Raw genomic sequence first — 24,780 nt, 5'->3', positions numbered from 1 at the left:
GATGCGCCGCGCGGCGGTCACACACGCAGTGCAAAACCGGACCTGGCAACCTGCCCGAGTCGCTGAATTGCAAGCGTGGCAATCACAGGAGTAGTAGTTCGACATGGCTGTCAAGATCAAGCTCGCCCGCTTCGGCAAGATCCGCAACCCCCAGTACCGCATCTCGGTCGCCGACGCGCGCAACCGTCGCGACGGACGCGCCATCGAGGTCATCGGCAAGTACCACCCGAAGGAAGAGCCGAGCCTCATCGAGATCGACTCCGAGCGCGCGCAGTACTGGCTGAGCGTCGGCGCGCAGCCGACCGAGCCCGTGCTGGCCCTGCTGAAGATCACCGGTGACTGGCAGAAGTTCAAGGGCCTCCCGGGCGCCGAGGGCACCCTGCGGGTCAAGGAGCCCAAGGCCAGCAAGCTCGACCTGTTCAACGCCGCTCTGGCCGCCGCGGACGACGCGCCCACCGGCGCTGCCACCACGCCGAAGAAGAAGAAGGCTCCGGCCGCCAAGGCCGAGGCCGACACCCCTGTGACCGCTGATGAGGCGCCCGTCACCGCGGGTGAGACGCCTGAGGCCGCCGCCGAGGCCGCCGAGGCCGACGCACCCGCTGCCGAATGAGCACTGTCGTCGTCGACGCCGTCGAGCACCTGGTGCGCGGAATCGTCGACAACCCGGATGACGTTCGCGTCGACCTCGTGACCAACCGCCGCGGCCGGACCGTCGAGGTGCACGTGCACCCCGACGATCTGGGCAAGGTGATCGGTCGCGGCGGTCGTACCGCGACGGCGCTGCGCACCCTGGTCGCCGGCATCGGCGGTCGCGGTATCCGCGTCGACGTGGTGGACACCGACCAGTAACGAACACCGTTCATGGACCTCGTGGTCGGGCGGGTCGCCAAGGCTCACGGCGTGACCGGTGAGGTGGTGGTCGACGTTCGCACCGACGACCCCGACACCCGGTTCGCTCCGGGAATCACGCTGCGCGGCAAGGTGGGTCGCAACGGACCCGAGCGGCCGTTCGTCGTCGAGTCCGTGCGCGACCACGCGGGTCGGCTGCTGGTGCGCCTGGAGGGCGTCGCCGATCGCAACGCCGCAGACGCGTTGCGCGGCACGCTGTTCCTGGTCGACACCGCCGACCTACCGCCCATCGACGACCCCGACGAGTTCTACGACCACGAACTCGAGGGGCTGCGGGTGCGTACGGTCGCCGGAGCCGACGTCGGCGTCGTCGCCGAGGTCCTGCACACCGCAGCGGGGGAGCTGTTGTCGGTCAAGACCGACGAGGGCGCCGAGGTGCTGGTGCCCTTCGTCGGGGCGATCGTGACGTCGGTGTCGCGGCAGGACCGGCTGATCGAGATCGACCCGCCGGACGGTCTGCTGAACATCGAAGACCTGTAGGCGCGACGTGCGCGTCGACGTCATCACGATCTTCCCCGACTACCTCGCGCCGCTGCGACAGTCGCTGCCCGGCAGGGCCATCGAGTCCGGCCGGGTGCACTTGGGCGTGCACGACCTGCGCGGGTGGACCCACGACGTGCACCGTTCGGTCGACGACTCCCCGTACGGGGGAGGGCCCGGCATGGTGATGAGGGCGCCGGTGTGGGGTGCCGCTCTCGACGAGATTTGTACTGCCGAATCGCTTCTCGTCGTTCCGACGCCCGCGGGCCGGCTGTTCAGCCAGGCGACCGCGCAGCGGTGGAGCACCGAGCAGCACCTGGTGTTCGCCTGCGGCCGCTACGAGGGCATCGATCAGCGCGTCGCCGACGACGCCGCGCGGCGCATGCGGGTCGAGGAGGTGTCGATCGGCGACTACGTCCTCAACGGCGGCGAGTCCGCGGCCCTGGTCATGATCGAGGCCGTCGTCCGGCTGCTGCCCGAGGTCATCGGGAATCCGGCCTCGCACCAACAGGATTCGCATTCCGACGGACTGCTCGAAGGGCCGAGTTACACCCGGCCTGCCAGCTGGCGGGGGCTCGACGTGCCGCCGGTGTTGCTCTCGGGCGACCACGCGAAGATCGAGGCGTGGCGGCGGGAACAGTCGCTGGAGCGCACCAGGGAGCGCCGACCGGACCTGCTCGGTTAGATCCGGCCCTCGGGGAACATCGTCTTGACCGCCTGGGTGATGGTCTGACGCGCCTCGTCCGCGCCTGCGGGCTGCATCGAGCTGATCGCGACGACGTAGCGCCGGTCCCGGCCGACCACACCGGTGGACAGGTGCATCCAGTCGCCGCGCACGCAGCACATCCAGCCCTGCTTGACCGCGACGGGTTCACCGGGCAGGCCCTCGGGGATGCCGAAGCGCTGCGGGTACACGCCGCCGGGCACCATGCCGTCGGGAGCGGTCGGCGTCGACGCCGCCAGGTTGGACAGGATGATGCTCGCCTGCTCCGACGGCAGCCCGCCCGTGCCCGCCAGCATCATGTCGTAGTAGCGCACCAGGTCGGTCACCGTGCTGATCGTGTTGAACCACCGGCCGTTGCTCGGCGGTCGCGTCGAACCGAGCCCGTAGCGCGCGACGACGCGGTTGATGATCGCGCTGCCGCCGCTGCGATTCCAGAACACCTCGGCCGCGCTGTCGTCGGACGACCGCAGCATGACGTCGAGCATCTTGCGGTCGGCGGGCGACAGTTCGGTCTGCCCCTTGGCCACCTGCAGCAGCAGGTCGTCGGCGATGAAGAGCTTGACCACCGACGCGATGGCGATGGTCTCGTTGCTGCCGTTGGTGATCAGTTCACCGGTGTTGCGGTCGAGGACCGCGGCGGTGACGTCGGCGCCTGCCTCTGCGGCCTCAGCGGTGGCCAGGCGCTCGCGGTCGGCCAGGCCGAGGAACGTCCGGGGTGGCTGGTCGGGGGGAGCCTCGGGCAACGGTGCCATGTCGCCCAGCGGTGCGACCACGGTCAGTTGTGGCGCCTCGGGGTTGGGTGGCGGGTTTCCGTAGACCCTCGCCTCGCAACCCGCCGCCACCGTGACCACGGCTGCGGCTGCGGCCGTGACCATCAGCAGCTTCGACGGCTGCCGGTGCATGGCGCTCCTCCGGAATGGTTAGTCTGGACGCGTTCTGAGATCGGCCCGGGGCCGGTCGGGCGGGGTGCTCGCGCTCCTGGCCCGCGGCTTCAAGCCTAATCGCTCCCCGCCGGGGGTGCGGGGCGAGGAAATGCGCATCGACGCGATTTCGCCGCTCGGGGGGCCGTCTGGCACAATTGAGCAGTTGTCCGCGCACGGCTCGAGGCTCACGTCACCATCGGCCACGGTCTGCTGCGGGACGCACCTCACACGTACGCATGACAATCGGTCTGGTGCTGCGTCGCGACCGCGATGCCGCACCCCGGCCCACACGACAGGAAGTGTCTCCGATGAACACGCTGGACTTCGTCGACCAGACGTCGCTACGCGACGACATCCCGACCTTCGGCCCCGGTGACACTCTCAACGTGCACGTCAAGGTCATCGAAGGCTCCAAGGAGCGCGTGCAGGTGTTCAAGGGCGTCGTGCTCCGCCGCCAGGGCGGCGGCGTGCGCGAGACCTTCACCGTGCGCAAGGAGAGCTACGGCGTCGGCGTCGAGCGCACCTTCCCGGTGCACTCGCCCAACATCGACCACATCGACGTCGTCACCCGCGGTGACGTCCGTCGCGCGAAGCTCTACTACCTGCGCGAGCTGCGCGGCAAGAAGGCCAAGATCAAGGAGAAGCGCTGACCCGCGCTGCTGGGTTCAGTAGCTTGATCACCTTCGTGGCTACTCTGTTGGCGTGACCGGATCCGCCGACGCCGCAGACGCTGCCGAGACCGACGTAACCTCTGGCGATGGCGTGGAAGCCGATCCGCCGAAGAAGAAGCGCGGCGCTCTGCGCGAAGCGGCAATCCTCCTGACGATCGCGATCGTCCTGTACTACGTGATGCTCACGTTCGTCGCGCGGCCGTACCTGATTCCGTCCGAGTCGATGGAACCGACGCTGCACGGCTGCCCGGGATGCGTCGGCGACCGCATCATGGTCGACAAGGTCACCTACCGCTTCGGCGAACCCGAGCCGGGTGACGTCATCGTGTTCAAGGGCCCGCCCGCGTGGAACGTCGGCTACAAGTCGATCCGCTCCGACAACCCGGCGCTGCGCTGGGTACAGAACACGCTGTCCGTGGTCGGCTTCGTGCCGCCGGACGAGAACGATCTAGTCAAGCGCATCATTGCCACCGGCGGTCAAACCGTCGAGTGCCGCGCGGCGACCGGTCTGACGGTCGACGGCAAGAAGCTCGTCGAGCCGTACCTCGATCCGAACACGATGATGGCCGATCCCGCCATCTACCCCTGCCTCGGCAACGAGTTCGGACCGGTGACGGTGCCCGACGGCCGGCTCTGGGTGATGGGCGACAACCGGACCCACTCCGCCGACTCGCGCGCGCACTGCACGAACCTGCCCGCCGACGCCCAGCGCGGCCTGCTCTGCACGGGCGATCCGATGGCGGGCACGGTTCCGGTGGACAACGTCATCGGCAAGGCGCGGTTCATCGCCTGGCCTCCTGGCCGCTGGGGCGGCGTGTCCAGCGTGAATCCGCAGACCTCGCAGTAAGTGTCCCCGTGGCTCTGACCTGGCCCCCGCGCACCGTGATCCGCAAGTCCGCGGGTCTGCGCACACTCGAATCAGCGCTCTATCGAGGCGGTCTCGGCCCGGTGGCCGGTGTCGACGAGGTCGGACGCGGTGCCTGCGCAGGGCCCCTGGTCGTCGCCGCCTGCGTGCTCGGACCCAACCGGCTCGAGAGCCTCGCGGCACTCGACGACTCGAAGAAGCTCACCGAACGGGAGCGCGAACGGCTGTTCCCGCTGATCCGCAGGTATGCGCTGGCCTATCACGTCGTCTTCATCCCCTCGACCGAGGTGGACCGGCGCGGCGTGCACGTCGCCAACATCGAGGGCATGCGGCGGGCGATCGCGGGGTTGCCGCTGCGACCGGGCTACGTGCTGAGCGACGGCTTCCGGGTTCCCGGCCTGCCCATGCCATCGCTTCCGGTGATCGGCGGCGACGCGGCGGCCGCCTGCATCGCCGCGGCCAGCGTGCTGGCCAAGGTGAGTCGTGACCGGCTGATGGTCGAGATGGAGAAGACCCACCCCGGTTACGGTTTCGCCGTCCACAAGGGGTACTGCACGTCCACCCACACCGCGGCACTGGCCGAGCTGGGGCCGTGCAGCGAGCACCGGTACTCGTTCGTGAACGTGCGCCGGGCGGGTTCCTGGGGCGAGCGCAGCGACGGGGAGGATCTTGGCCTCAACGAGGTCACGGTGCGCGGCGGCGACCTGGAATGGGACGGCGTCGGGCTCGAATCCCTGCCCGACGAGGAGCCGACGCAGCGCACGGAATGGGGCTGAGGGAAGATGGATCGGATACCGACCGGAGGACCGCTGAACCGATGAGTGCCGAAGATCTCGAGAAGTACGAAACCGAGATGGAACTCTCGCTGTACCGCGAATACAAGGACATCGTGGGGCAGTTCAGCTACGTCGTGGAGACGGAGCGCCGGTTCTACCTGGCCAACAGCGTCGAGATGGTGCCGCGCAACGCAGACGGCGAGGTCTACTTCGAACTCCGTCTCGCCGACGCCTGGGTCTGGGACATGTACCGGCCCGCACGGTTCGTCAAGCAGGTACGCGTGATCACCTTCAAGGACGTCAACATCGAAGAAGTCGAGAAGCCGGAGCTGAGGCTTCCCGAGTGACATGGCTGTTGCAGTGACGCAGCTTCCCGAGTGACGTGACCGACGCGCCCGTCGCCGTGGTCACCGGCGCCAGCCGTGGTGCCGGGCTCGGCATCGCGACCGCGCTGCTGCGGTGCGGCTGGCAGGTCTACGTCACGGGGCGCACGATCACCGATCCCGGCGACGGGCGCATCGCCGTGCCGGTCGACCACCGCGACGACGCGCAGGTCGAAGCCCTGTTCGCGCGCGTGCAGCGGGACGCCGGTGCGCTGCACCTGCTGGTGAACAACGCCGCCGCGATCGACGACCAGCTGACCGGTGCGAAGCCGTTCTGGGACAAGCCTCTTCACCTCGTCGACGTCCTCGACGTGGGCCTGAGGTCGGCGTACGTCGCGTCCTGGTACGCGGCACCGCTGCTGGTGCGCGGCGGACACGGTCTGATCGCGTTCACCTCGTCACCCGGGGCGGTCTGCTACATGCACGGGCCCGCATACGGGGCGCAGAAGGCCGGCGTCGACAAGCTGGCCGCCGACATGGCTGTCGACTTCGCCGGGACGGGCGTCGCCACCGCGTCGATCTGGATGGGCATCCTGCTCACCGAGAAGTTCCGCCGCGCCTTCGACGGGCATCCCGACGCGCTGGCCCGCACCGCCGAACACGCCGAGACACCGGAGTTCACCGGCTACGTGATCGACGCGCTCTACCGCGACCCCGAACTGCCCGACCTCAGTGGCCGCACCCACATCGGCGCCGAACTGGCCGCGCGCTACGACATCACCGACGAGGGTGGCCGCTGGCCGCCGTCGCATCGGGAGGCATTCGGCGCGCCGCGGGTTCCGCATCCGGCAGTCATCCGCTGAGTCCGGCCGAGCGCCGTACCGAGGCGGTGGTACCTGCGAGACTGGACGCATGAGCACCACACCGCAGTGCTGGCTGACCGACATGGATGGCGTTCTGGTCCGGGAGGAGCACGCCCTGCCCGGAGCCGCCGAGTTCCTGCAGGCGCTCACCGACCGGCAGCGGCCCTTCCTGGTACTCACCAACAACTCGATCTTCACCCCGCGTGACCTGGCTGCGCGGTTGGCTCGGTCGGGGCTGATCGTGCCCGAGGAGTCGATCTGGACCTCGGCGCTGGCGACGGCGGCGTTCCTGCACGACCAATTGCCGGGCGGCTCGGCGTACGTGATCGGCGAGGCGGGCCTGACCACGGCGCTGCACCACGTCGGGTACACGCTGACCGACGTCGGCCCGGACTTCGTCGTGCTGGGGGAAACGCGCACGTACTCGTTCGAGGCCATCACCAAGGCGATCCGCCTGATCCTGGGCGGGGCGCGCTTCATCGCCACGAACCCCGACGTGAGCGGACCGTCGGCGGAGGGGCCGCTGCCCGCCACGGGCTCGGTCGCCGCGCTCATCACCAAGGCCACGGGCCGGGAGCCGTACTTCGTCGGCAAGCCGAACCCGATGATGTTCCGTAGCGCGATGAACCGCATCGAGGCCCATTCCGAGGGCACCGTGATGATCGGCGACCGAATGGACACCGACGTCGTCGCGGGCATCGAGGCAGGCCTGGAGACCATCCTGGTGCTCACCGGCTCTACGACGCGCGACGACATCGAGCGCTATCCGTTCCGGCCCAGCCGAGTGTTCGACTCCATCGCCGACGTGATCGACCTCGTCTGACGCGACGTCCGTGGTGGCGGTGAACACGCAGCCCCATATCGTGATCGCATGACCGACCGACCCGACCCCACCCGGCCGCTGGCCGGCGTGCGGATCATCGAGATCTCGAGTTTCGTGGCGGTGCCACTCGGCGGCATGACGCTGGCCCAGCTGGGCGCCGAGGTCACCCGCGTCGACCCGGTCGGCGGCGCCGCCGACTACCACCGGTGGCCTCTCACCGACGACGGCACCAGCATCTACTGGGCGGGCCTCAACAAGGGCAAGCAGTCGGTGGCCGTCGACGTCCGCTCCCAGCAGGGGCAGGATTTGATTCAGCGCCTGATCGCCGACGCGGGCGTCCTGATCACCAATGTCGCCGGGCGGCAATGGCATTCGCACGAAACCCTGGAGCGGCTGCGGCCCGACCTCATCCACGTCGAGGTCTCCGGCCGCGCCGACGGCGGCACGGGCGTCGACTACACGGTCAACGCGGGCATCGGGTTCCCGATGGTCACCGGCCCCACCGCGCTGGCGACCCCGGTCAACCACGTCCTGCCCGCGTGGGACGTGGCGTGCGGGCTGTACACGGCGCTCGCCGTCGTCACCGCCGTGCGCCACCGTGACGCGACCGGGTCGGGGCAGCGCGTCTCGATCCCACTGGAGAACGTCGCGCTCGCCACGGCGGGCAACCTCGGCTTCCTCACCGAGGTGATGGTCAACGGCGCATCGCGGTCCCGGATCGGCAACTCCATCTACGGCCAGTACGGTCAGCACTTCACCAGCTCCGACGGCGAGTCGTTCATGGTGGTGGCGCTCACCGGACGGCACTTCCGCGATCTGACCGAGCTGACCGGCACCACGAAAGCCGTTGCCGCCCTTGGCGTGGCGCTGGGCGCCGACTTCACCGACGAGGGTGACCGCTACCGGTACCGCGACGCGCTGACGGGGCTGTTCACCGTATGGTTCACCGCGCACGGCGCTGCCCAGGTGTCCGAGGCGCTGTCCTCGACGTCGATCCTGTGGGAGCGGTACCGCACCTTCGCCGACGTCGTCACCGACGCCAAGGTGACCGACAACCCGCTGTTCACCTCGCTGGATCAACCGCGGGTGGGCACGCATCTGGCGCCCGGCCTCCCCGTGGCGATCGACGGCACCTATCCGGCGGCGGTGCCGGCACCGGAACTGGGTGACCACACCGCGGCGGTACTGCGCGACCGCCTGGGACTGTCCGACGACGACGTCCGAGCGCTGACCGACGCGGGGACCGTGGCATGAGCGCCCTGCTGGCGCTCCTGGACGTCCACGGCGACGGGACCACCTGGGTCGGCCCGGCCAGCGGGCCCGAGGGGAAACGGGCGTTCGGCGGTCAGTTCATGGGCCAGAGTCTCGCCGCGGCTGCCCGCACGGTCGCGCCGCAGAAGCAGCCCACCAGCATGCACCTGCAGTTCCTGCGGGGCGGTGAGGCGGGTGACGCCGTCGACTACGCCGTCACCGATGTGTTCGACGGCCGCACCGCTGCCGCGCGACGCGTCGACGCCACCCAGGCCGGCCGCCTGCTGACCACCGCCACCGTGTCGTTCGCCGCGCCGATGGCCGGTCCCGAGCACGGGCGTCGCGACGTGATGCCCGGTGACCCCGAGGCGCTGCCGCGCACCGGTCCTGCCGGCCCCGCGCCGTCGATGCCGCTCGACGAGATCGACATCCGACTCGACGACGACCGGTCCACGGGCGAGTTCGTGCGGCGGCTGTGGTGGCGTGTGACCGTCCCGGTGCCCGACGACGCACTGCTGCACACGGTGATCGCGGCGTACGTCTGCGACGTCTACATGATCGACCCGGCGCTGGCCGTGCACGGTCACTCGATGGTGGCGCGCACGCACCGAAGCGGCACGACCGACTCGTCGATCTGGTTCCACCGTCGGGTGCACGCCGACCGCTGGAACCTGCTGGAGACCCGCTCGCCGGCGGCGGCGCGCGGTCGCGGCGTCATCACCGGCAGCCTCATCGGGTCCGACGGGGTCATCACGGCCACGCTCGCCCAGGAGGGGCTCATCGCCGAGCGGGAGCAGCCTGCCGCCGACTGAGCCCGCTGGGCGTACGCCCCCGGACCCACCTGCGCGTCACCGTCACCAGACGGGTCGCCACGATGCCGACGACGATCGCAGCCAGCACGCCGACGAGCCTGTGTTCGCCGAACAGCGGATACACCTGGTAGTGCGTCAGGTAGATGAACAGCGACGCCTCGGCGATCACACCGGCAGTGACCGTGAACGCCGACGGGCACCGGATGGCAGGCAGCCAGATCAGCAGCGCCAGACCGACGAACACCAGCGCCTCGCGGTTGGGCTGGCCGAAGTACCCGACGATGCCGACGGCGAGGACCGCGGTCACGGCGAGCCGCTGCCACACCGTCGACGACTTCGAGGCGGCCCAGCCGATCGCGAAGAACCAGAACGCCAGCATGGTGAACCACGCGGCCTTGCCCAGCCCGATGCCGAAGACGTCCCACCGCAGCGCCATGCCGAGGGCGAGGAATGCCGCGGCGACGCCGAACGGCCACCGCCGTTCGGCGCGGTCGCCCCACCGCGTTGCGCACAGCAGCGCCAGCCCGGCCAGGGTCCACACCAGGACTTCGACGAACCACAGCCGCCCTGCGGTCATGCTGTCGTCGGGACCGAGGAACTTGTTGGCCAGCAACAGATTCGACGCCGCGTAGTCGTCGGTGACCACCAGCGCGAACGCCACCCACGCGATCGCGGGCACGGCGATCCACGCGATGGTGCTCACCAGGTGGCGCACCCGGGTGGCGCGTGGCAGGGGCGTGAGGCAGAAGCGGCCGAAGTTGTAACCGGCCACGCCCAGCAGGATGTGCGCGCCGCCCCACAGCACCCACAGCTCGGCGTGCGATCCGGCGACCAGGACGATCGCCGCCGCACGCAGTGCCACGCTGGTCTCGAGCGTCGTTCCCCACCACCGGCGGGTCCTGCGAGCGGATTCCAGCTCGCTCAACGGCAGTCGCTGCCAGTCCGCGGGCAGGTGCCCGAGTGCGCGTTCGAGCCGCACCGACATGGCGACGTAGGACAGCGAGTTGCCGCCGAGGTCGACGAAGCTGCTGTGGGGGTCGATGTCGGCCGCGTCGATCTGCAGCACGTCGGCGAACAGGCCACGCAGGTCAAGGCGGGCGTCGTCGGTGGCCCGCTCGGCAGCGCGCTCCCGCAGGGAGCGGTAGTCCGGCTTGCCGGTGGACAGCCGCGGGATCTCGTCGACGTCGACCACCCGGATCGCCGCACGGGGGAGCCCTGACGCGTCGGCCGCCGACGCCGCGACGTCGTAGTCCTGGGGACGTGCGGCGGCACCAACGATCAAGAGGCCGTCGCCGTCGGTGCAGATCGCGGTGACGCCGTCTGCGTGCAGGGCCGACTCGACGCGTTGCAGGTCGATGCGCAGCCCGTACAGCTTCACGAACCGGTCGCTGCGGCCCACCACCTCGTAGAGGCCGTCGGGGCGTCGGCGGGCGACGTCGCCGGTGCGCAGTTCTTCGACCCCGGCATCGGAGGCGAGGTCGGCGGCGGTGCGGGCATAGCCCATCATCACGTTCGGACCGCGGTAGCAGAGTTCGCCCGTGCCGTCGGGCATGCCGTCGACCGGTTCGATGCGGAACGAGCCGCCGGGGATCGGGACGCCGATCGACTCGGGATGATCGTGGGCGAGTTCCGGCGGCAGGTAGGCCATGCGCGCGGTGGCCTCGGTGGCGCCGTACATGACGAAGAATCGCCACCCCGAGCGTGCGCCGAGATCGGCGAGCCGCCGCACGCGGTCCGGGTCGAGCCGTCCGCCGGCCTGGGTGACGTAGCGCAGGTTCGGCAGCGACATCGCCTCGAAGCCGATCCGGTCGAGCAGTTCGAAGGTGTGCGGTACGCCCGCGAACGACGTTGCGCCGCTGATACGGAACGACTCCCAGAAGTCGTCGTCGACCACGGACAGTTCGGTAAGCACGAGTGCGGCCCCGCGCAGGAGATGACTGTGGATCACCGACAGCCCGTAGCAGTACGACATCGGCAGAGTCGTTGCGGCCCTGTCGGTTCGGGTGATGTCGAGGTAGGTGGCGATGGACTCGGCGTTGGCGGCGAGGTTGAACCGGGACAACCGCACCAGCTTGGGAGAGCCGGTGCTGCCGGACGTCGAGAGCAGCAGGGCCAGGTCCGGGTGGAGTTCGGGGGCGGGACGGTGGCGTGGTCCCTCGGCGATGACGCCGTCGGCGACGATGACGTCCGGGTGGTAGGTCTCGACGACCGACCGGTGGTCGCCGCCCGCAGGGACGGGCAGCACGACGTGGTGGCCTGCGAGCGCGCCGAGGTAGGTCACCAGCGTGGGGAGGTCGTTGCGCGTCTCGAGGAGGACGAGCTTGCGCCGCGTGCCCAGTTCGGCAGCCCTGGCCGCGACCCGGGTCGCGAGTTCGGCATAGCTGACGGTCTCCTCGGCCGTGATCACCGCGACGTCGTCGCCGTGGCAGGCGAGGTGGTCGACGAGCCGTTCGAACATCATGGCGCCGTCAGCCGCCGTCGCGTGGGCGGTCACCGAACACCACGGCGTCGCCGGTGACGTGGATGCGGACCTTGGCGTCGACGGCGGGCGGCGCGACGCTGTGCTGGCGGACGGTGATCGGCGCGGCGTCGCCGCCGAGGTCCACGGTGAGCATGACGTCGTGGCCGCGGAACTCCGACGCCAGGACGGTCGCCATGCCGTCGCCGAGGTCGTCGTCGGCGACGGCCGTCGCCTCCAGTTGCTCGGGGCGGAGCATCAGCGTGCCGCCGCCGTTGGGGACGGAGCCGCGGACCGGCAGGCGACCCAGCGCGGAGGTGGTGACCCCGTCGCTCACCGTGCACGGCAGGAGCACGCAGTCGCCGAGGAACTCGGCGGTGAAGCGGTCGTTGGGTTCGCGGTAGACCGCTTGCGGCGTACCGACTTTGGTGAACCGGCCGTCGCGCATGACCGCGACCTGGTCGGCGATCGACAGCGCCTCTTCCTGGTCGTGGGTGACGATCAGCGTGGTGACACCGGCATCGGAGAGCAGTGCGGCGACGGCCTTGCGGGTCGACGCCCGCAACCCGGTGTCCAGCGCGCTGAACGGTTCGTCGAGCAGCATGAGCGCGGGTTGGCGGGCCAGCGCCCGGGCGAGGGCGACGCGCTGCTGCTGCCCGCCGGAGAGTTCGTGCGGGCGGCGCGCGGCGTAGGACTCGTCGAGGGCGACGGTGGCGAGGAGTTCGGCGACCCGCGGCTCGGCCGAGCGCTTGCGGCCGGACAGTCCGTAGGCGATGTTCTGCCCCACGGTCAGGTGCGGGAACAGCGCGCCGTCCTGCGCGACGTACCCCACGTCGCGGCGGTGCGCGGGGGTGCTGTGTCCCGCGGCTGCCACCTGGCGTCCGGCGATGGAAATCGTTCCGCCGTCCGGGTTCTCGAAGCCGGCGACGAGGCGGAGCAGCGTGGTCTTGCCGCAACCCGAGGCGCCGACGACGGCGGTGATGGTGCCCGCGGTCACGGCGAGGTCGATGCCGTGCAGCACGGTGTGGCTGCCGAAGGACTTGACCAGGCCGCTGACGTCGAGCGCGTTCGTCATAGCGCGGCCGCCCTGCTCGACTGCTGGAACAGCACGACGGTGACCGGGACCGCGAGCACGACGAGCAGCAGCGCGTACGGGGCGGCGCCGGCGTAGGCCAACTCGCTCGACAGCGACCAGAACCGCATGGCGAGGGTGTTGGTGCCCGTCGGCGCTAGCAGCAGGGTCGCGGTCAGCTCGGTCGCCACGGCGACGAACACCAGCGAGGCGCCTGCGGCGGCGGCAGGTGCGGTGAGCCGCAACGTGACTCGCAGCAGCGTGCGGGTGGGCGATACGCCGAGCGAGCGCGACGCCTCCTCGAGTGTCGGCGGCACCTGGGCCAGACCCGACCGCAGGTTCACCATCGCGCGGGGCATGAACATCAGCACGTAGGCGGCGAGCACCAGCGTCGCCGTCTGGTACAGCGGCGGTGCGAAGCGGATCGCCACGGTGACGAGCGCGAGCGCGGTCACGATGCCCGGCATCGAACTCGTCACGAAGTTCGAGCCCTCGACGAAGCGGGCGAAGAACCCGCGGTGCCGCACCGCGATCCAGGCGAAGGGGAAGGCCAGCACCGTCGTCAGCGCCGCTGCCCCGGCGGCCAGCGCCACGGTCTGCACCGTGGACGGCACGATCTCGCCGAGTGCCCACACGTCGGCGCCACCGATCCACAGCCACCGCAGGATCGTCCACACCGGAACCCCGAGCGACAGCACGGCGAGTGCGGCCAGCGCCGCCAGGGCGGGCAGCGTCATGCCGCCCAGGTCGTGGGATGACGACGTGCGCTGGGCGCCGGAACCGAGCCGGGCGTAGCGGGCGTTGCCGCGGACCCCCGCCTCGCCGACGAGGAGCACGAGGCACAGCAGCATCAGGACGCCGGCGAGCGTGCTGCCCGCCGCGCCGTTGAACGTGGCCTGGAACTGCTCGAAGATCGCGGTGGTGAACGTCGAGAAGCGCAGCATTGCGAACGCGCCGTACTCGGCCAGTAGATGCACGCCGATGAGCAGTCCGCCGCCCAGGACGGCGAGCCGCAGCTGGGGCAGCACCACGCGCCGGAACACCGCCGCCGGGCTGGAGCCGAGGGTGCGAGCGGATTCCTCGATTGCCGGGTCGAGGCGACGGAGCGTGGCGGCGGCGGGCACGTAGACGAACGGGAAGTACGACAGCGAGGCGACGAGGATGCCCGCCCAGAAGCCGTGCAGGGTGGGGACGACGCTGACCCAGGCGTAGCTGTTGATGAACGCGGGCACGGCGAGCGGAGCGACGAACAGCGGCCGCCAGATCGCCCGGCCGGGGACGTCGGAGCGTTCCACCAGCCATGCCGCGCCCACGCCGAGCACGATGCAGATCGGGACCGTGACGACCACGAGGCCGACGGTGTTGACGAACAGTTCGAGCACGCGTGGCCGTGCGAGCAGTTCCCACACCCGCGCGGGCCCCAGCGACACGACCGACCAGGCGACGTACCCGATCGGCACGAACGTCGCGATGACCAGCAGCACCACGCCGGCGGTGAGCACCGGCCCCGGCCGCGCGGCGGCGGCCCGGCCGGGCGTCTCCGACGGCGCCGCGGCGTCGATCAGCGCCGCGTCGATGGCCGTCGCGGTGGGGGTGACCACGTCAGCCACCCATCTAGAGCAGGCCCGCCTTCGTCATCAGGTCGGTGACCTTCTGCGCGTCGAGGTTCGACGGGTTCACGGCGGGTGCCTGCAGGTCGACGAGCGGTACCAGCGCGGGGTTGGCAGGCACGCCGCTGGCCACGGGGTACTCGAACGAGGTGCCCTTCTCCAGCACTTCTTGGCCGGCCTTGCTGGTGATGAAGGTGAGGAACTTCTGGGCGTCTTCCTTCTTCTTGCTGGAGTTCAGGATGCCGCCACCGGAGATCGAGACGAAGGCGCCGGGATCCTGGTTGCGGAAGTAGTGCAGCGCGGTGTTGCCCGAGATCTCCTTGGTCTGCGACTGATCGCGGAACCAGTAGTAGTGGTAGATGATGCCGCCCTCGACCTGGCCGTCGTTGACGGCCCGCAGCGTGGCGATGTTGTCGGAGTAGATCTCGGCACCTGACTTCATGCCTGCCAGCCACTGGCTGGTGGCCTGCTCGCCGGTGAGTTCGAGCATGGCCGCGACGATCGCCTGGAAGTCCGGCTTGACCGGTGGGGCGCCCCAGCGGCCCTTCCACTCCGGCTTCTCGAGATCCATGATCGACCGCGGCAGCTGGGCCTCGGTGAGCTTGGTCTTGTCGTAGGCGAACACCGTCGTGCGAGCGGCGACGCCGGTCCACTTGTTGGTGGCGGGGCGGAACTGCGGCGGGACCTGGGAGATGGTGGCCTGGTCGACGTCGGTGAACAGGCCGTCCTTCTCGACGGCGGCCATGGCGGGCGAGTTCTCGGTGAGGAACACGTCGGCAGGCGAGGAGTCGCCCTCGGCGATCAGCTGGTTGCCCAGTTCGGTGTCGCCGCCCTGGCGGTAGGTGACCTTGATCCCGGTCTCCTTGGTGAAGGCCTCGATCCACTCCTTGGTCAGCGACTCGTGCTGCGCGTTGTAGACCAGCAGGCCGTCTTCTTCCTCCGACGACGAGCAGGCGGTCAGGCCCGCTGCCAGCGCGACGGCGGCGCCCAGTGCGGTGATGCGACTCCAACGACTACGACGGGCAGACATCGACCGGCCTTTCTGCAAGGTGAGGATTGCCTAACGAACATACCCTCCGGGCCTGGCCCATTCGGTTGCGCTTCGGTGACGCGTGCTCAGCCCTCCGCGTCTATCGCCAGCCACTGCTCCAGGGTGACGCCGAATGCATGGGCCTGACACAGCTCGGCGTTGCGCTGGACGCCGATCGCCGGGTCCACCCACTCGACGAACTCGCGCTCGGGATGGCTCGCGTCGCGCATGTGGATGAAGTAGTCGTACAGGCCGTAGCCCACGACGCGGTCGCGGCGAATGCGGAATGGCAACGGCAATCGATAGAGCTTGGTACCGCGCACGCCGACGTCGAGTAATTCGGCGTCCGAATCCACCACCAGGCGTTCGAAGGACAGATAGGTCAGGGCAACGGACCGCTGATCGGCATTCGGCAGCTGGGCGATGTCCTGGATCAGCAATTCGCTGGCGATGACCTTGCGATAGTGCCGTTCGTCGAATTCGGCGCCGTGCAGGAAGTAGGTCCCGGTGCCGTCGTGCCATTCGACGGCGGGCCTGCCGGTGTCGTCGTGCAGGACGTCGGGCCGCCCCTCTGCCGTGCGGATCGCAGGCAGGGGGACGGCCAGCAGCTCGCCGCGCACCGGGACCAGCCAGCCCAGTCCGGCGCAGCGGGCGGTGGTCATCGACCGCGAGAACCGTGCCCACCGGTCGGCGGCGACGACCGCGTTGTGCTCGGTCCAGCGTGCCGTCGGCTCGCGGCGGCGCCTGAGTTCGGCGGCGAGGACGCGGTCAGCGGTGGTGCGAGTAGGGTCGTCGCGGTTGGGCGTCGGGCCGTCGAGGTCCTGCGGAAGCAGGTGCCCGAACAGCGTCTGACCGGGGTCGTCGTCGGCCGCCCAGTACGGCGCGGTCCGCCAGCGCGGGTCGGTCCCGTGGTGCGATGCGATCGTCAGCGCTCGGCTCAGCCTGGCGACGACGCTGAGCTTGGTCGGTGTCAGGCCGCGGGTGTCGCAGAACCGCGCGACCGCGTCGAGCACGACGGGACCGTCGAACGGCATCGGCCCGGGTTAGTCCTGGACGTACCGCGTGCGGGGGTTCCGGTCCACCGTGGCGCCGATGTCGAACTCCGTCTTGCGCAGCACCCGCCACACGCCCGCAGGCACCTCGAGTTCGCGGTGCCGGTCGTGGTCCTTGAGGTGGACGAGCCGGGTGGGTTCGTCGAGATCGACGAAGACGTCGCCGTTGGCGGCGACGATCTTCGCGAATTCCCGGTCGCTGTCGAGCACGTGGTGATGGCCGGACTCGCTGTGCCCGACGATGCAGGTGGTGACCTGCTCGCGGGTGCCGGCAGGCGCGGACCGGACGGGCAGCAGCATGACTTCGCCGTGGCGGATGGGGTTGTGCATCGAGTGCCTCCAGGGGTGCGCGCGGGCGGTGATGAGGTGAAGGTAGCGCTGGGGTCCGACAAGTCCGGAGCTGTACGCTGAGGGCGAAAACGTCTGTGGCCGTTGATCGATGATCATCGACCGGCGCATCACGGAACGGTCACGATTGCAGCGCCGCGTGTCGCCGAATCCTTAATTTCGGCGGCGAGGCCTTAGCGCTGCTTTAGAGAAATCAACGATATTGCGGCGAATGTCACGCCGTGCGATGTAACGCTCTTGAAATGCGTTATTCGCGGGCTCGTGAGCCCGATTTCGAGGTGTCGAGCGTCGGTACGTTGGCTCGTGGGTAGGGGGATCTGCCCCACGAATCGAAGCAAGGAATCGACTGATGAAATCGATGAATACGACCGTGCGCCGGGGAATCGCCGGCGTCGTCGCCACCTGTGCCCTCGGCGTCGTCGGCGGAACCGTCGCGATGCCCGCCGCCAGCGCAGCCCCGTGCAACGCCAGCGGCTACGCCAACACCGCCAGCGGCGTGCTGGGCGAAGCGGGTCGGTACCTCGACGCGCACCCCGGTGCCAACGACGTGCTGACCCGTGCGGCCACGCAGCCCGCCGGTGAGGCCGAGTCCTCGGTGCGGGCCTACTTCACGGCCAACACGAACGAGTACTTCGACCTGCAGCGCATCGTCGCGCCGCTGAAGGACCTGCGCAACCAGTGCGGCGTCTCCGTGTCGCCGGCCCAGCTGCAGATGCTCATCGACGAGCTGTAACCAGCAGCAGATCGCACCGCCGCCGCAGCCCCGAGCTGCGGCGGCGGTCGTGTTTGTGGGGGTCCCTGGTTCTGCGGTGGTGGGGTTCTTCGGCGAGCGTGCGTGTCTGCGGGCGACACGCCGTTGGACAACCCGAGTTTGCGCACGCTCGCGGTGGGCGCGGGCCCTGTGGATGAAGTCGCGTCTGTGGATGAATGGCCGTGGGCTGCGGTCGAGTGTCGTCGTTGGTGAGCAGCGTGGTCGCCATGACGCATCCTTTGACCCGCGCTCAGCTCGGGGCGCTCGGCGAGCAACTGGCGGTAGACCACGTGGAGTCGTTGGGTTGGCGGGTGCTGACCCGCAATTGGCGGTGCCGCTGGGGCGAATTGGACGTGATCGCTGCCGATCCGGTCGAGCGTGCGGTGGTGTTCGTCGAGGTCAAGACCCGCTCCGGTGACGGGTTCGGTGGCGTCGCTCAGGCGGTGACCCCGACCAAGGTGCGGCGCCTGCGCCGGTTGGCGGGGCTGTGGCTGGCCGCGCAGAGCGGGAGTTGGTCGCAGATCCGCATCGACGTAATCGGCGTGCGGATCGCGCCGGGCGGCGTTCCGGAGATCACTCATCTGCGTGGGGTGGGGTGATGGCGCTGGGTCGGGCGTTCTCGGTGGCCGTGCGCGGGCTCGAGGGGCATCTGGTCGAGATCGAGGCCGACATCACCTCGGGTCTGCCGGGGGTGCACCTGGTCGGGTTGGGGGATGCGGCGCTGCAGGAGTCGCGCGACAGAGTCCGTGCGGCGGTGACCAATTGCGGCAACACCTGGCCGATGGCGCGTCTGACGTTGGCGCTGTCGCCGGCGACGTTGCCCAAGACGGGGTCGCTTTATGACATCGCGTTGGCTTTGGCGGTGCTCTCGGCGGCGGGAAAGGCGTCGTGGCCGCGGCTGGAGAAGACGGTGCTGTTGGGCGAGTTGGCGCTCGACGGGCGGGTGCGTCCGGTGCACGGGGTGCTGCCCGCGGTGCTGGCGGCCAAGCGCGAGGGCGTGCCTGCAGTGGTGGTCCCGTTCGACAACCTGGCCGAGGCCAGTCTCGTCGAGGGGATCGAGGTGTTCGGGGCGCGCACGTTGCGCCATCTGCAGGAGTGGGTGGAGGGCAAGAGCGATCTGGAGGGACGCATCGAGGCCCCGCCCTATGCGCCCGACGTGGTGGCCGATCTGGCCGAGGTGGTCGGTCAGACCACCGCCCGTTTCGCCGTGGAACTGGCCGCCGCCGGCGCTCATCACCTGCTGCTCACCGGTCCGCCCGGGATCGGGAAGACCATGCTGGCGCAACGACTTCCGGGGCTGCTGCCCGAGCTGTCGCCCGATGAATCGCTGGAGGTGACGGCGATCCACTCGGTGGCGGGTCTGCTCTCGGGTGACGCGCCGCTGATCACCCGCCCGCCGTTCGTCGCGCCGCACCACACCTCGTCGGTCGCGGCGATGGTCGGCGGCGGATCGGGGATGGCCCGCCCGGGAGCGGTCAGCCGAGCCCACCGCGGCGTGCTGTTCCTCGACGAGTGCGCGGAGATCGGAACCAGCGTGCTCGAAGCGCTGCGCACCCCGCTCGAGGACGGCGAGATCCGGCTGGCGCGCCGCGACGGCGTCGCCCGTTATCCGGCGCGCTTCCAACTGGTGATGGCGGCCAACCTCTGCCCGTGCGCGCCCGCCGACCCGCAGGACTGCGTGTGCCCGGGTGCGATCAAACGCCGGTACTTGGGCAAGCTCTCGGGCCCGCTGCTCGATCGCGTCGACCTGCGCGTCGAGATGCACCCGATCAAGTCCGGTGCCATCGCCGCGGAGGCGACGGGGGAGTCGACGCTGAAGGTGCGCGCCAGGGTGGCGGCCGCGCGAGCCGCCGCGGCCGAACGGTGGGCCGAGCACGGCTTCCACACCAATGCCGAGGTGGGCGGGTCCCTGCTGCGGCGGCGATATCGACCGTCGCGGGCGGCGATGGCGCCGTTGAGCAGCGCGCTCGATCGCGGCGCGTTGAGCGTGCGAGGCCTCGACAGAACACTGAGGGTCGCGTGCGTACCAAATTGGCAGATGTCGCCTAGCATCGATCCCATGAAGCGAGTCGCCATCTATCTCCGCCAGTCACAGGACCGTGACGGCACCGGCTACGGCATCGACCGCCAACGCGAAGACACGATGAAACTTGTTGCGGCGCAAGGCTGGACGGTCGCAGCGGAGTTTGTCGACAATGACGTGTCGGCTCTCAGTCGCAAGCCCCGGCCGGCGTTCGCGGAGATGATGAGCCGAGTTGACGCGGGGGAGTTCGACGTCATCGCGGCCCGTCACATAGACCGGCTGCTGCGGCGGCTCGCCGAGCTTGAGTCCGTGCTCGAACGCTGCCAGAAGGCCGGTGCCGCGATCGTGACCGCAGCCGATGGCGTGGACACGTCAAGCGACGGCGGGCGTCTAGTGGCTCGCATTCTCTCGTCGGTGGCGCAGGGTGAAGTCGAACGAAAGAGCGCGCGCCAGCGGTCCGCGGTGCTTCAGGCCGCAAAGCAGGGACGGTGGGTCGGTGGCCGGCGGGCGTTCGGGTACGAGGCCGACGGAGTCACCGTGCGCGAAGGCGAAGCGGTTCTCGTCAAGCAGGGTTACGCCGATGTGCTGGCGGGCGAGAACATCAGCGAGGTGGCCCGTCGGTGGGCCGCGACCGGCTCGATCACGACGCAGGGGACCGAGTGGCGTCGCCACGCCGTGAAGGACGTGCTGACCAATCCACGGTATGCGGGTCTTCGGCGCCATCGTGCCGCTGAAGACCGGGCGTCGATCAGAAAGAACCCCGAGCTGGGCATCACTGGCGCTGCGGAGTGGCCGGCAATCGTGGACGAGTCGACGTGGCGCGCCGCGGTTCGCGTGCTGTGCGACCCGGGGCGCTACAAGCCGGCCTACGGCGGTAAGGGGCTGCTGACGGGGCTGGCGATCTGCGGAGTGTGCGAGCAGACCGTGCATCGCGGCGGTGGAGCGCACGCCGGCGTGCCGACGTACCGGTGCAGCGGAGGCGCCCACGTGGCGCGCAAGTCCGAGCCGGTGGACCAGTACGTCTCCGAGGTGGTGATTGCGCGCCTGACACGACCGGACGCCGGCAAGCTGTGGACTGCCGAGCTGCCCGATGCCGCGGCGCTGATGGCCGAGGCCGACGACCTTCGGCACGAACTCGACGGCATCGATCAGGACCGCACCGACGGGCTCATCGACCGGATCCGCTGGCGCACGATGAATGACCGCGTGACGGCGCGACTTGGCGACGTCCAGGCGCGGATCGCCGCGGCCGGTTCGACGTCGCCCCTCGCGATCGTGGCGGCCGACGACGTCGAGACGGTCTGGGCGACCCTGTCGACGGCTCAGCGCCGCGGGATCATCGCGGCGCTGATGACACCAGTGCTTCACCTTCCGGGCCGCGGGACGCGAACCTTCCGGCCCGAAACCGTCGAGATTCGCTGGAACGACGCGGCGGCGGACCGCGACGGGAATATCTGCGCATGACCGACGTGGTGTTGGTCGTGTACTGCGACGCGGAATCGCACAGCACGCCGTTCGGGCCGTTGGTGGTGGACCCGGATGCCGCAGACCATCTTCCGGACGACGTCGTGGTGCTGGGCGAGTTCACCCGCGATGACGCCGCAGTGTGGCAGTGGTTTCCGATGGCTGCGCATCGCAAGTCTGAGCAACACCTGGCCGCCGACGGGTCGGTAATCCCCCTGTGGGGGCTGGACTTGGGTCGGCAGGCCGAGGCGCTAGAGCGTTCGACACCGGTGGGCCGGCGGTACGAGCTGCGCTGCCGAGAGTGCGGCCTCAAAGCGCCGTGGCACGGCGAAGCTAAACTCCGAGACCGCCTCAATGGCATTGTTGCACAGGGTATTTCGGGTATATCGCTCGCCGGAATGAACGGCAACCACCGGTAGGTTGTGGGCGAAGCGCTGACGCCCGCCCCGTGTGAGTTGCGTGCGCTCCGGTGCGACGTGGTGTTAACGTGTGTTGCAGCAGAACCGGATGGCGATCACCCGGCTGGGCCTCGGAACGAGAGGCGTGATGACTCACGCCCACCTACTTCCGAGAGAGCCTCTGCAATGGACGACACCGCGTCGCCGCAATCCGAACTGGCGCCCACGCTAGAACGCGGGGTAACTCCCAGCGCTGCTGCCAAGTTCTTCCGTGTACACCCGAACACCGTCCGCCGATGGATCGCTGAGGGCCGGCTACCCGCCTACCGCGTCGGCCCTAGGCGCCTACTGATCGACCTCGCGGACGTCGAAGCGCTGATCGTCCCCACGGCTACGCCATGACCGCGCCCACGTCATCACCGTGCCCTGTGCCGCCCGAGTACTCCGACGCGGTACGCGAAGTGGTCGCAAAGGCGCCACCGCTTACCGACGCGGTCCGCGATCGAATCGCCGCGATCCTTCGAAGCGGCGGCGCGGCCTCATGACCACCGAAGCGCACCAGATCGCGGCACGCCTCGCGGGAGCGAGCGAAGCGTTTCCCATTGAGCAGACCGACGGCTGGGACTCTCGCGCCTCCGTGAGCGCAGAAGGCGATGTCCTCTCCATCGTCGTGACCGATCGCCTCGGCCGCGGCCAGCGCAGATATCGCGCCATCATTGAGTGCGTCGCCGAGGACGTACCCCTTCCGGGCCAGTGAGCGAACGGGCTCGGTCGATCGTCGCGATGGTCGTTGTCACGACGGTCGTGATCGTCCGGTGTCGAACCGCGTGGCATCACCCGCTGTCGGCAGTCGGTGGTAGAAACGAATCACCCGCGGCGCCCCTTGGCGCTTGCGGTGGGAAGCCAGGGAGTGGCGTCCGGCCATCCGCATCGCGGACAGTAAGCCCGGACGTCCAGGCAGGCCCAGCCCATCCCGGCAGCGGGGTCCCTTCGGGGTACCCATCAACGCTGCGGAGTGATCCCCTAATGGCTACGACAGCCCCCACATATAGCCCTGCGCCGTTCCTCCGTCAGTCGCGGTCCGGAGAACCGTTCCCGCGGAGTAGCGCCGACGATCGGGGCAATCATGTGTCCGGTCCGTGGGCAGGTGAGCGATGACCGGATTCGACAAGTTCGGGTGGCTCAAGGCGCTTCACTCCGACGCTGCTCTGACCGATAAGGATCTTCGACTCGCCGTGGTCATCGGCGTCACGTACACCCGCTCCGACGGCTCAGGGTGGGCGGTGGATCTTGACGCGCTCTCAGCGGCGCTTCCTGGCGGCCTGTCCCGCAGGCGGCTGACTGACGCCCTTGGACGGTTGGTGAATCTTGGCTATCTAGCGGAGACGGGACGGTCCGGCGGTGGTCGCGGTGTGACCGCACGAAGGTCTTTCGATCTACGTAAACCCCCGACGCCAGCGTCCGGGGTTTCGCGCCAAACCCCGGACAGTACCGTCGGGGGTTTGGCCGATCCTGGCCTGTGGATAACTGCCGAAACCCACGACGCTAGCGGTACGGGTTTAGCAGAAACCCAGGACGCCAGCGTCCGAAACCCAGGACGCCAGCGTCCGAAACCCCTGACGCCAGCGTCCGAGATTGTGGCATCTGACCTGCGCGAACGACCCCCTACAGGTACTTCAACAGGGACTCCTACAGGGGGAGAAGCGGCCGGCTCGCGCCAGGCCGCCGTCCCGCCCCCCTCATCCTCGCTACCAGCCAACGGCAAACCGACCTATCACCCCCGGTGCGCCAAGCACATTCACGACGAGACCGCGCCGGGGTGCTACGGATGCAAGGAGGCCCGCGAAGCTGCCGAGGCATCCGCCCAGACAGCCGAGGAACGCGAGGCCGAACGACGCGGCCAGATCCGCGACGCAATCGACTCATGCCGGCACTGCGATCCGTGGGCTCGTCTCGACGACCTCACTGACTGCCCGCACCACGAGAACTTCCGAACGAGGCAATCCGCGTGAGCCGACGTCGCGCCATCGAGAAAGCCGCCCATGAGGAACGCGCGTCCGCGATCCGCCGGTGCCGACAATGCGATCCCAACGGATGGCGACACGGACCCGATGGCACCCCGGTCGACCCGGCTCGGCGATGCACCCATGGCGTGCCGCCCACACCGCCCGTCATTCGAGACCTCACCGAGCCGATCCACCCACCCACTGACGCCCAGGAGTCGCCCTAATGCCGAACCAAGATCGAAGCAACGCGACCCCCGTTCGGGCCGACGACGCTCTGAAATACGCCGTCGCCCTGCTCAAAGCGGGCACAAGTGAGTTTGATACCCAGGCGCAGCGCCTTATCCTCGACCTGGCCGCGCAGCTCGGGGACGGGGAACGCCGCTTCGACGACGAGCATTACTCCGATGGGCGCCTCGTCGAAACGACAGTCGACATCGCCCCCGCAGGAAGCGGGACCGCGCACCACGTCTGGCATCCAGACCCCGCCGCCGAGCAACCGGACTCGTCGGTGACCAATCTGGGGGACGACGCCTTTGGCCGGTCGAGCGGTTTCTTCGAAGTGACGACCGACCCTGCCACACAAGAACTTCGGGCCTACCTAGTGCGGCTGCGATGAGCAACTGGGAATCGATGAGCGCGCTGCTGGAAACCATCCCCGACCTCGACGGCGCCGCGTGCCGTGGCCGATCGGATCTCTTCGATCGGACTGACGCCGGGCAGCACGCGGCCGGCCGGCTCAGCAAGACCGAAGTCCACGACGCCCGCCGTGAGGCCCTGCGGCTCTGCCGCCGCTGCCCGACGCTCGGCCCGTGCAGAATTTGGCTCGACGCCCTGCCGGTGGCGCATCGACCGACAGGCGTCGTTGCGGGCCTGGTGCTCACAACCGCCGGGGCGCCGTCAAAGATCGCAACAGCGGCCACACTCGGCTTGCCCGGGGCGTTATGACCGGGCACGGGTTGAGCCGCGAACACATTGGTCGAGCCGCCCGCCTGGCCCATGAGGAGATCCTTCGGCGCCAGCGATTCGGCGTCCCCGTCCCGTCCTCTCTGCGCGATTTGCGCGACGTTCTGAACAGGGAGCTTTCCGCATGGGGAAAGCCAGAACCAGTCGATCTGGCACGGTGGAAGACGACCAAACAGCTTGCCTCC

At 69.4% G+C, this 24,780-nt stretch carries 27 protein-coding genes and 1 pseudogene; 21 read left to right on the top strand and 7 right to left on the bottom strand.

The window, feature by feature from the left end; translation table 11 throughout:
* Positions 1-103 precede the first annotated feature (103 nt).
* The 4 genes from rpsP to trmD are packed head-to-tail and all read left to right on the top strand — an operon-like array spanning position 104 to position 2,074.
* Entirely contained in the window at positions 104-610 is a 507-nt protein-coding gene (gene rpsP, locus G6N61_RS08905) for a 30S ribosomal protein S16 (RefSeq protein WP_163918192.1), read from the top strand.
* Positions 607-849, top strand: a complete 243-nt coding sequence (locus G6N61_RS08900; protein WP_056548932.1) for an RNA-binding protein — start codon at positions 607-609, stop codon at positions 847-849. Before rpsP ends, G6N61_RS08900 begins: the two co-directional genes overlap by 4 nt.
* 12 nt (positions 850-861) lie before the next feature.
* Positions 862-1,389, top strand: a complete 528-nt coding sequence (rimM, locus tag G6N61_RS08895; RefSeq protein WP_163918191.1) for a ribosome maturation factor RimM — start codon at positions 862-864, stop codon at positions 1,387-1,389.
* Positions 1,390-1,396: 7 nt separating this feature from the next.
* On the top strand, positions 1,397-2,074 hold the full coding sequence (trmD, locus tag G6N61_RS08890; protein ID WP_163918190.1) for a tRNA (guanosine(37)-N1)-methyltransferase TrmD: 678 nt from the start codon (positions 1,397-1,399) through the stop codon (positions 2,072-2,074).
* Here the strand turns inward: trmD and G6N61_RS08885 are convergent.
* Entirely contained in the window at positions 2,071-3,015 is a 945-nt protein-coding gene (locus G6N61_RS08885) for a serine hydrolase (RefSeq protein ID WP_163918189.1), read from the bottom strand. The two genes, trmD and G6N61_RS08885, sit on opposite strands and share 4 nt — an antisense overlap.
* Before the next feature lie 329 nt (positions 3,016-3,344).
* Here G6N61_RS08885 and rplS point away from each other — a divergent pair, with 329 nt between their 5' ends.
* The 8 genes from rplS (at position 3,345) to G6N61_RS08845 (ending at position 9,420) form a co-directional block, all read left to right on the top strand.
* Positions 3,345-3,686, top strand: a complete 342-nt coding sequence (gene rplS, locus G6N61_RS08880) for a 50S ribosomal protein L19 (protein WP_163918188.1) — start codon at positions 3,345-3,347, stop codon at positions 3,684-3,686.
* A gap of 112 nt (positions 3,687-3,798) precedes the next feature.
* Entirely contained in the window at positions 3,799-4,554 is a 756-nt protein-coding gene (lepB, locus tag G6N61_RS08875; protein WP_235887612.1) for a signal peptidase I, read from the top strand.
* A gap of 8 nt (positions 4,555-4,562) precedes the next feature.
* Positions 4,563-5,348, top strand: a complete 786-nt coding sequence (locus G6N61_RS08870; RefSeq protein ID WP_163918186.1) for a ribonuclease HII — start codon at positions 4,563-4,565, stop codon at positions 5,346-5,348.
* A gap of 41 nt (positions 5,349-5,389) precedes the next feature.
* Positions 5,390-5,695 (top strand): DUF2469 domain-containing protein, encoded by a 306-nt coding sequence (locus G6N61_RS08865; protein ID WP_066983311.1) that lies wholly within the window; start codon positions 5,390-5,392, stop codon positions 5,693-5,695.
* 35 nt (positions 5,696-5,730) lie between these two features.
* Entirely contained in the window at positions 5,731-6,534 is an 804-nt protein-coding gene (locus tag G6N61_RS08860; protein WP_163918185.1) for an SDR family NAD(P)-dependent oxidoreductase, read from the top strand.
* A gap of 49 nt (positions 6,535-6,583) precedes the next feature.
* Complete coding sequence (locus G6N61_RS08855; RefSeq protein ID WP_163918184.1) at positions 6,584-7,357, top strand: HAD-IIA family hydrolase; 774 nt, start codon at positions 6,584-6,586, stop codon at positions 7,355-7,357.
* A 48-nt stretch (positions 7,358-7,405) separates the two neighbouring features.
* Positions 7,406-8,611, top strand: coding sequence for a CoA transferase (locus G6N61_RS08850; RefSeq protein ID WP_163918183.1), 1,206 nt, complete (start codon positions 7,406-7,408; stop codon positions 8,609-8,611).
* Positions 8,608-9,420 (top strand): acyl-CoA thioesterase, encoded by an 813-nt coding sequence (locus G6N61_RS08845; protein ID WP_163918182.1) that lies wholly within the window; start codon positions 8,608-8,610, stop codon positions 9,418-9,420. The genes G6N61_RS08850 and G6N61_RS08845 overlap by 4 nt, the downstream gene beginning before the upstream one ends.
* On the opposite strand, the gene G6N61_RS08840 is transcribed toward G6N61_RS08845, so the two are convergent.
* The 6 genes from G6N61_RS08840 to G6N61_RS08815 all read right to left on the bottom strand — a co-directional run bounded on the left by G6N61_RS08840 (position 9,386) and on the right by G6N61_RS08815 (position 16,972).
* Entirely contained in the window at positions 9,386-11,881 is a 2,496-nt protein-coding gene (locus tag G6N61_RS08840; protein ID WP_163924700.1) for an AMP-binding protein, read from the bottom strand. The genes G6N61_RS08845 and G6N61_RS08840 overlap by 35 nt on opposite strands.
* A 7-nt stretch (positions 11,882-11,888) precedes the next feature.
* Positions 11,889-12,953, bottom strand: a complete 1,065-nt coding sequence (locus tag G6N61_RS08835) for an ABC transporter ATP-binding protein (RefSeq protein ID WP_163918181.1) — start codon at positions 12,951-12,953, stop codon at positions 11,889-11,891.
* Entirely contained in the window at positions 12,950-14,515 is a 1,566-nt protein-coding gene (locus G6N61_RS08830) for an ABC transporter permease (protein WP_163924699.1), read from the bottom strand. The genes G6N61_RS08835 and G6N61_RS08830 overlap by 4 nt, the downstream gene beginning before the upstream one ends.
* 49 nt (positions 14,516-14,564) lie before the next feature.
* Positions 14,565-15,590 carry an iron ABC transporter substrate-binding protein gene (locus tag G6N61_RS08825; protein WP_163918180.1) on the bottom strand — a complete coding sequence of 342 codons (1,026 nt, stop codon included), beginning with the start codon at positions 15,588-15,590 and terminating at the stop codon, positions 14,565-14,567.
* Between the two features lie 86 nt (positions 15,591-15,676).
* Positions 15,677-16,624, bottom strand: a complete 948-nt coding sequence (locus G6N61_RS08820; protein ID WP_163918179.1) for a hypothetical protein — start codon at positions 16,622-16,624, stop codon at positions 15,677-15,679.
* A gap of 9 nt (positions 16,625-16,633) precedes the next feature.
* Positions 16,634-16,972, bottom strand: coding sequence for a DUF8820 family protein (locus G6N61_RS08815; protein ID WP_163918178.1), 339 nt, complete (start codon positions 16,970-16,972; stop codon positions 16,634-16,636).
* Positions 16,973-17,339: 367 nt separating this feature from the next.
* On the opposite strand from G6N61_RS08815, the gene G6N61_RS08810 reads away from it, so the two are divergent.
* The 9 genes and pseudogenes from G6N61_RS08810 to G6N61_RS08775 all read left to right on the top strand — a co-directional run bounded on the left by G6N61_RS08810 (position 17,340) and on the right by G6N61_RS08775 (position 24,577).
* Positions 17,340-17,723 (top strand): heme-binding protein, encoded by a 384-nt coding sequence (locus G6N61_RS08810; protein ID WP_163918177.1) that lies wholly within the window; start codon positions 17,340-17,342, stop codon positions 17,721-17,723.
* Between the two features lie 245 nt (positions 17,724-17,968).
* Positions 17,969-18,340 carry a YraN family protein gene (locus G6N61_RS08805; protein WP_163918176.1) on the top strand — a complete coding sequence of 124 codons (372 nt, stop codon included), beginning with the start codon at positions 17,969-17,971 and terminating at the stop codon, positions 18,338-18,340.
* Positions 18,340-20,244: pseudogene (locus G6N61_RS30795) on the top strand (YifB family Mg chelatase-like AAA ATPase); the annotation flags it as partial. The gene G6N61_RS08805 and the pseudogene G6N61_RS30795, both read left to right, overlap by 1 nt.
* Positions 20,227-21,228: a recombinase family protein gene (locus tag G6N61_RS30790; protein ID WP_264077282.1), complete on the top strand. Its 1,002-nt coding sequence runs from the start codon at positions 20,227-20,229 to the stop codon at positions 21,226-21,228. The pseudogene G6N61_RS30795 and the gene G6N61_RS30790, both read left to right, overlap by 18 nt.
* Entirely contained in the window at positions 21,225-21,647 is a 423-nt protein-coding gene (locus G6N61_RS08795) for a hypothetical protein (RefSeq protein ID WP_163918174.1), read from the top strand. Before G6N61_RS30790 ends, G6N61_RS08795 begins: the two co-directional genes overlap by 4 nt.
* A 165-nt stretch (positions 21,648-21,812) precedes the next feature.
* On the top strand, positions 21,813-22,028 hold the full coding sequence (locus G6N61_RS08790; RefSeq protein WP_163918173.1) for a helix-turn-helix domain-containing protein: 216 nt from the start codon (positions 21,813-21,815) through the stop codon (positions 22,026-22,028).
* A 139-nt stretch (positions 22,029-22,167) separates the two neighbouring features.
* On the top strand, positions 22,168-22,383 hold the full coding sequence (locus G6N61_RS08785) for a hypothetical protein (RefSeq protein ID WP_163918172.1): 216 nt from the start codon (positions 22,168-22,170) through the stop codon (positions 22,381-22,383).
* Between the two features lie 1,472 nt (positions 22,384-23,855).
* Complete coding sequence (locus G6N61_RS08780) at positions 23,856-24,248, top strand: hypothetical protein (RefSeq protein WP_163918171.1); 393 nt, start codon at positions 23,856-23,858, stop codon at positions 24,246-24,248.
* The gene (locus tag G6N61_RS08775) at positions 24,245-24,577 is read left to right on the top strand and encodes a hypothetical protein (RefSeq protein WP_163918170.1); all 333 of its coding nucleotides are present in this window, start codon (positions 24,245-24,247) and stop codon (positions 24,575-24,577) included. The genes G6N61_RS08780 and G6N61_RS08775 overlap by 4 nt, the downstream gene beginning before the upstream one ends.
* The last annotated feature ends 203 nt before the right edge of the window (positions 24,578-24,780 follow it).

Origin of the sequence: Mycolicibacterium arabiense (genome assembly GCF_010731815.2) — a bacterium.
GTDB lineage: Bacteria > Actinomycetota > Actinomycetes > Mycobacteriales > Mycobacteriaceae > Mycobacterium > Mycobacterium arabiense.
The sequence above is the reverse complement of the archived record's forward strand: the minus strand, read 5'-3'. Positions and strand labels throughout refer to the sequence as shown.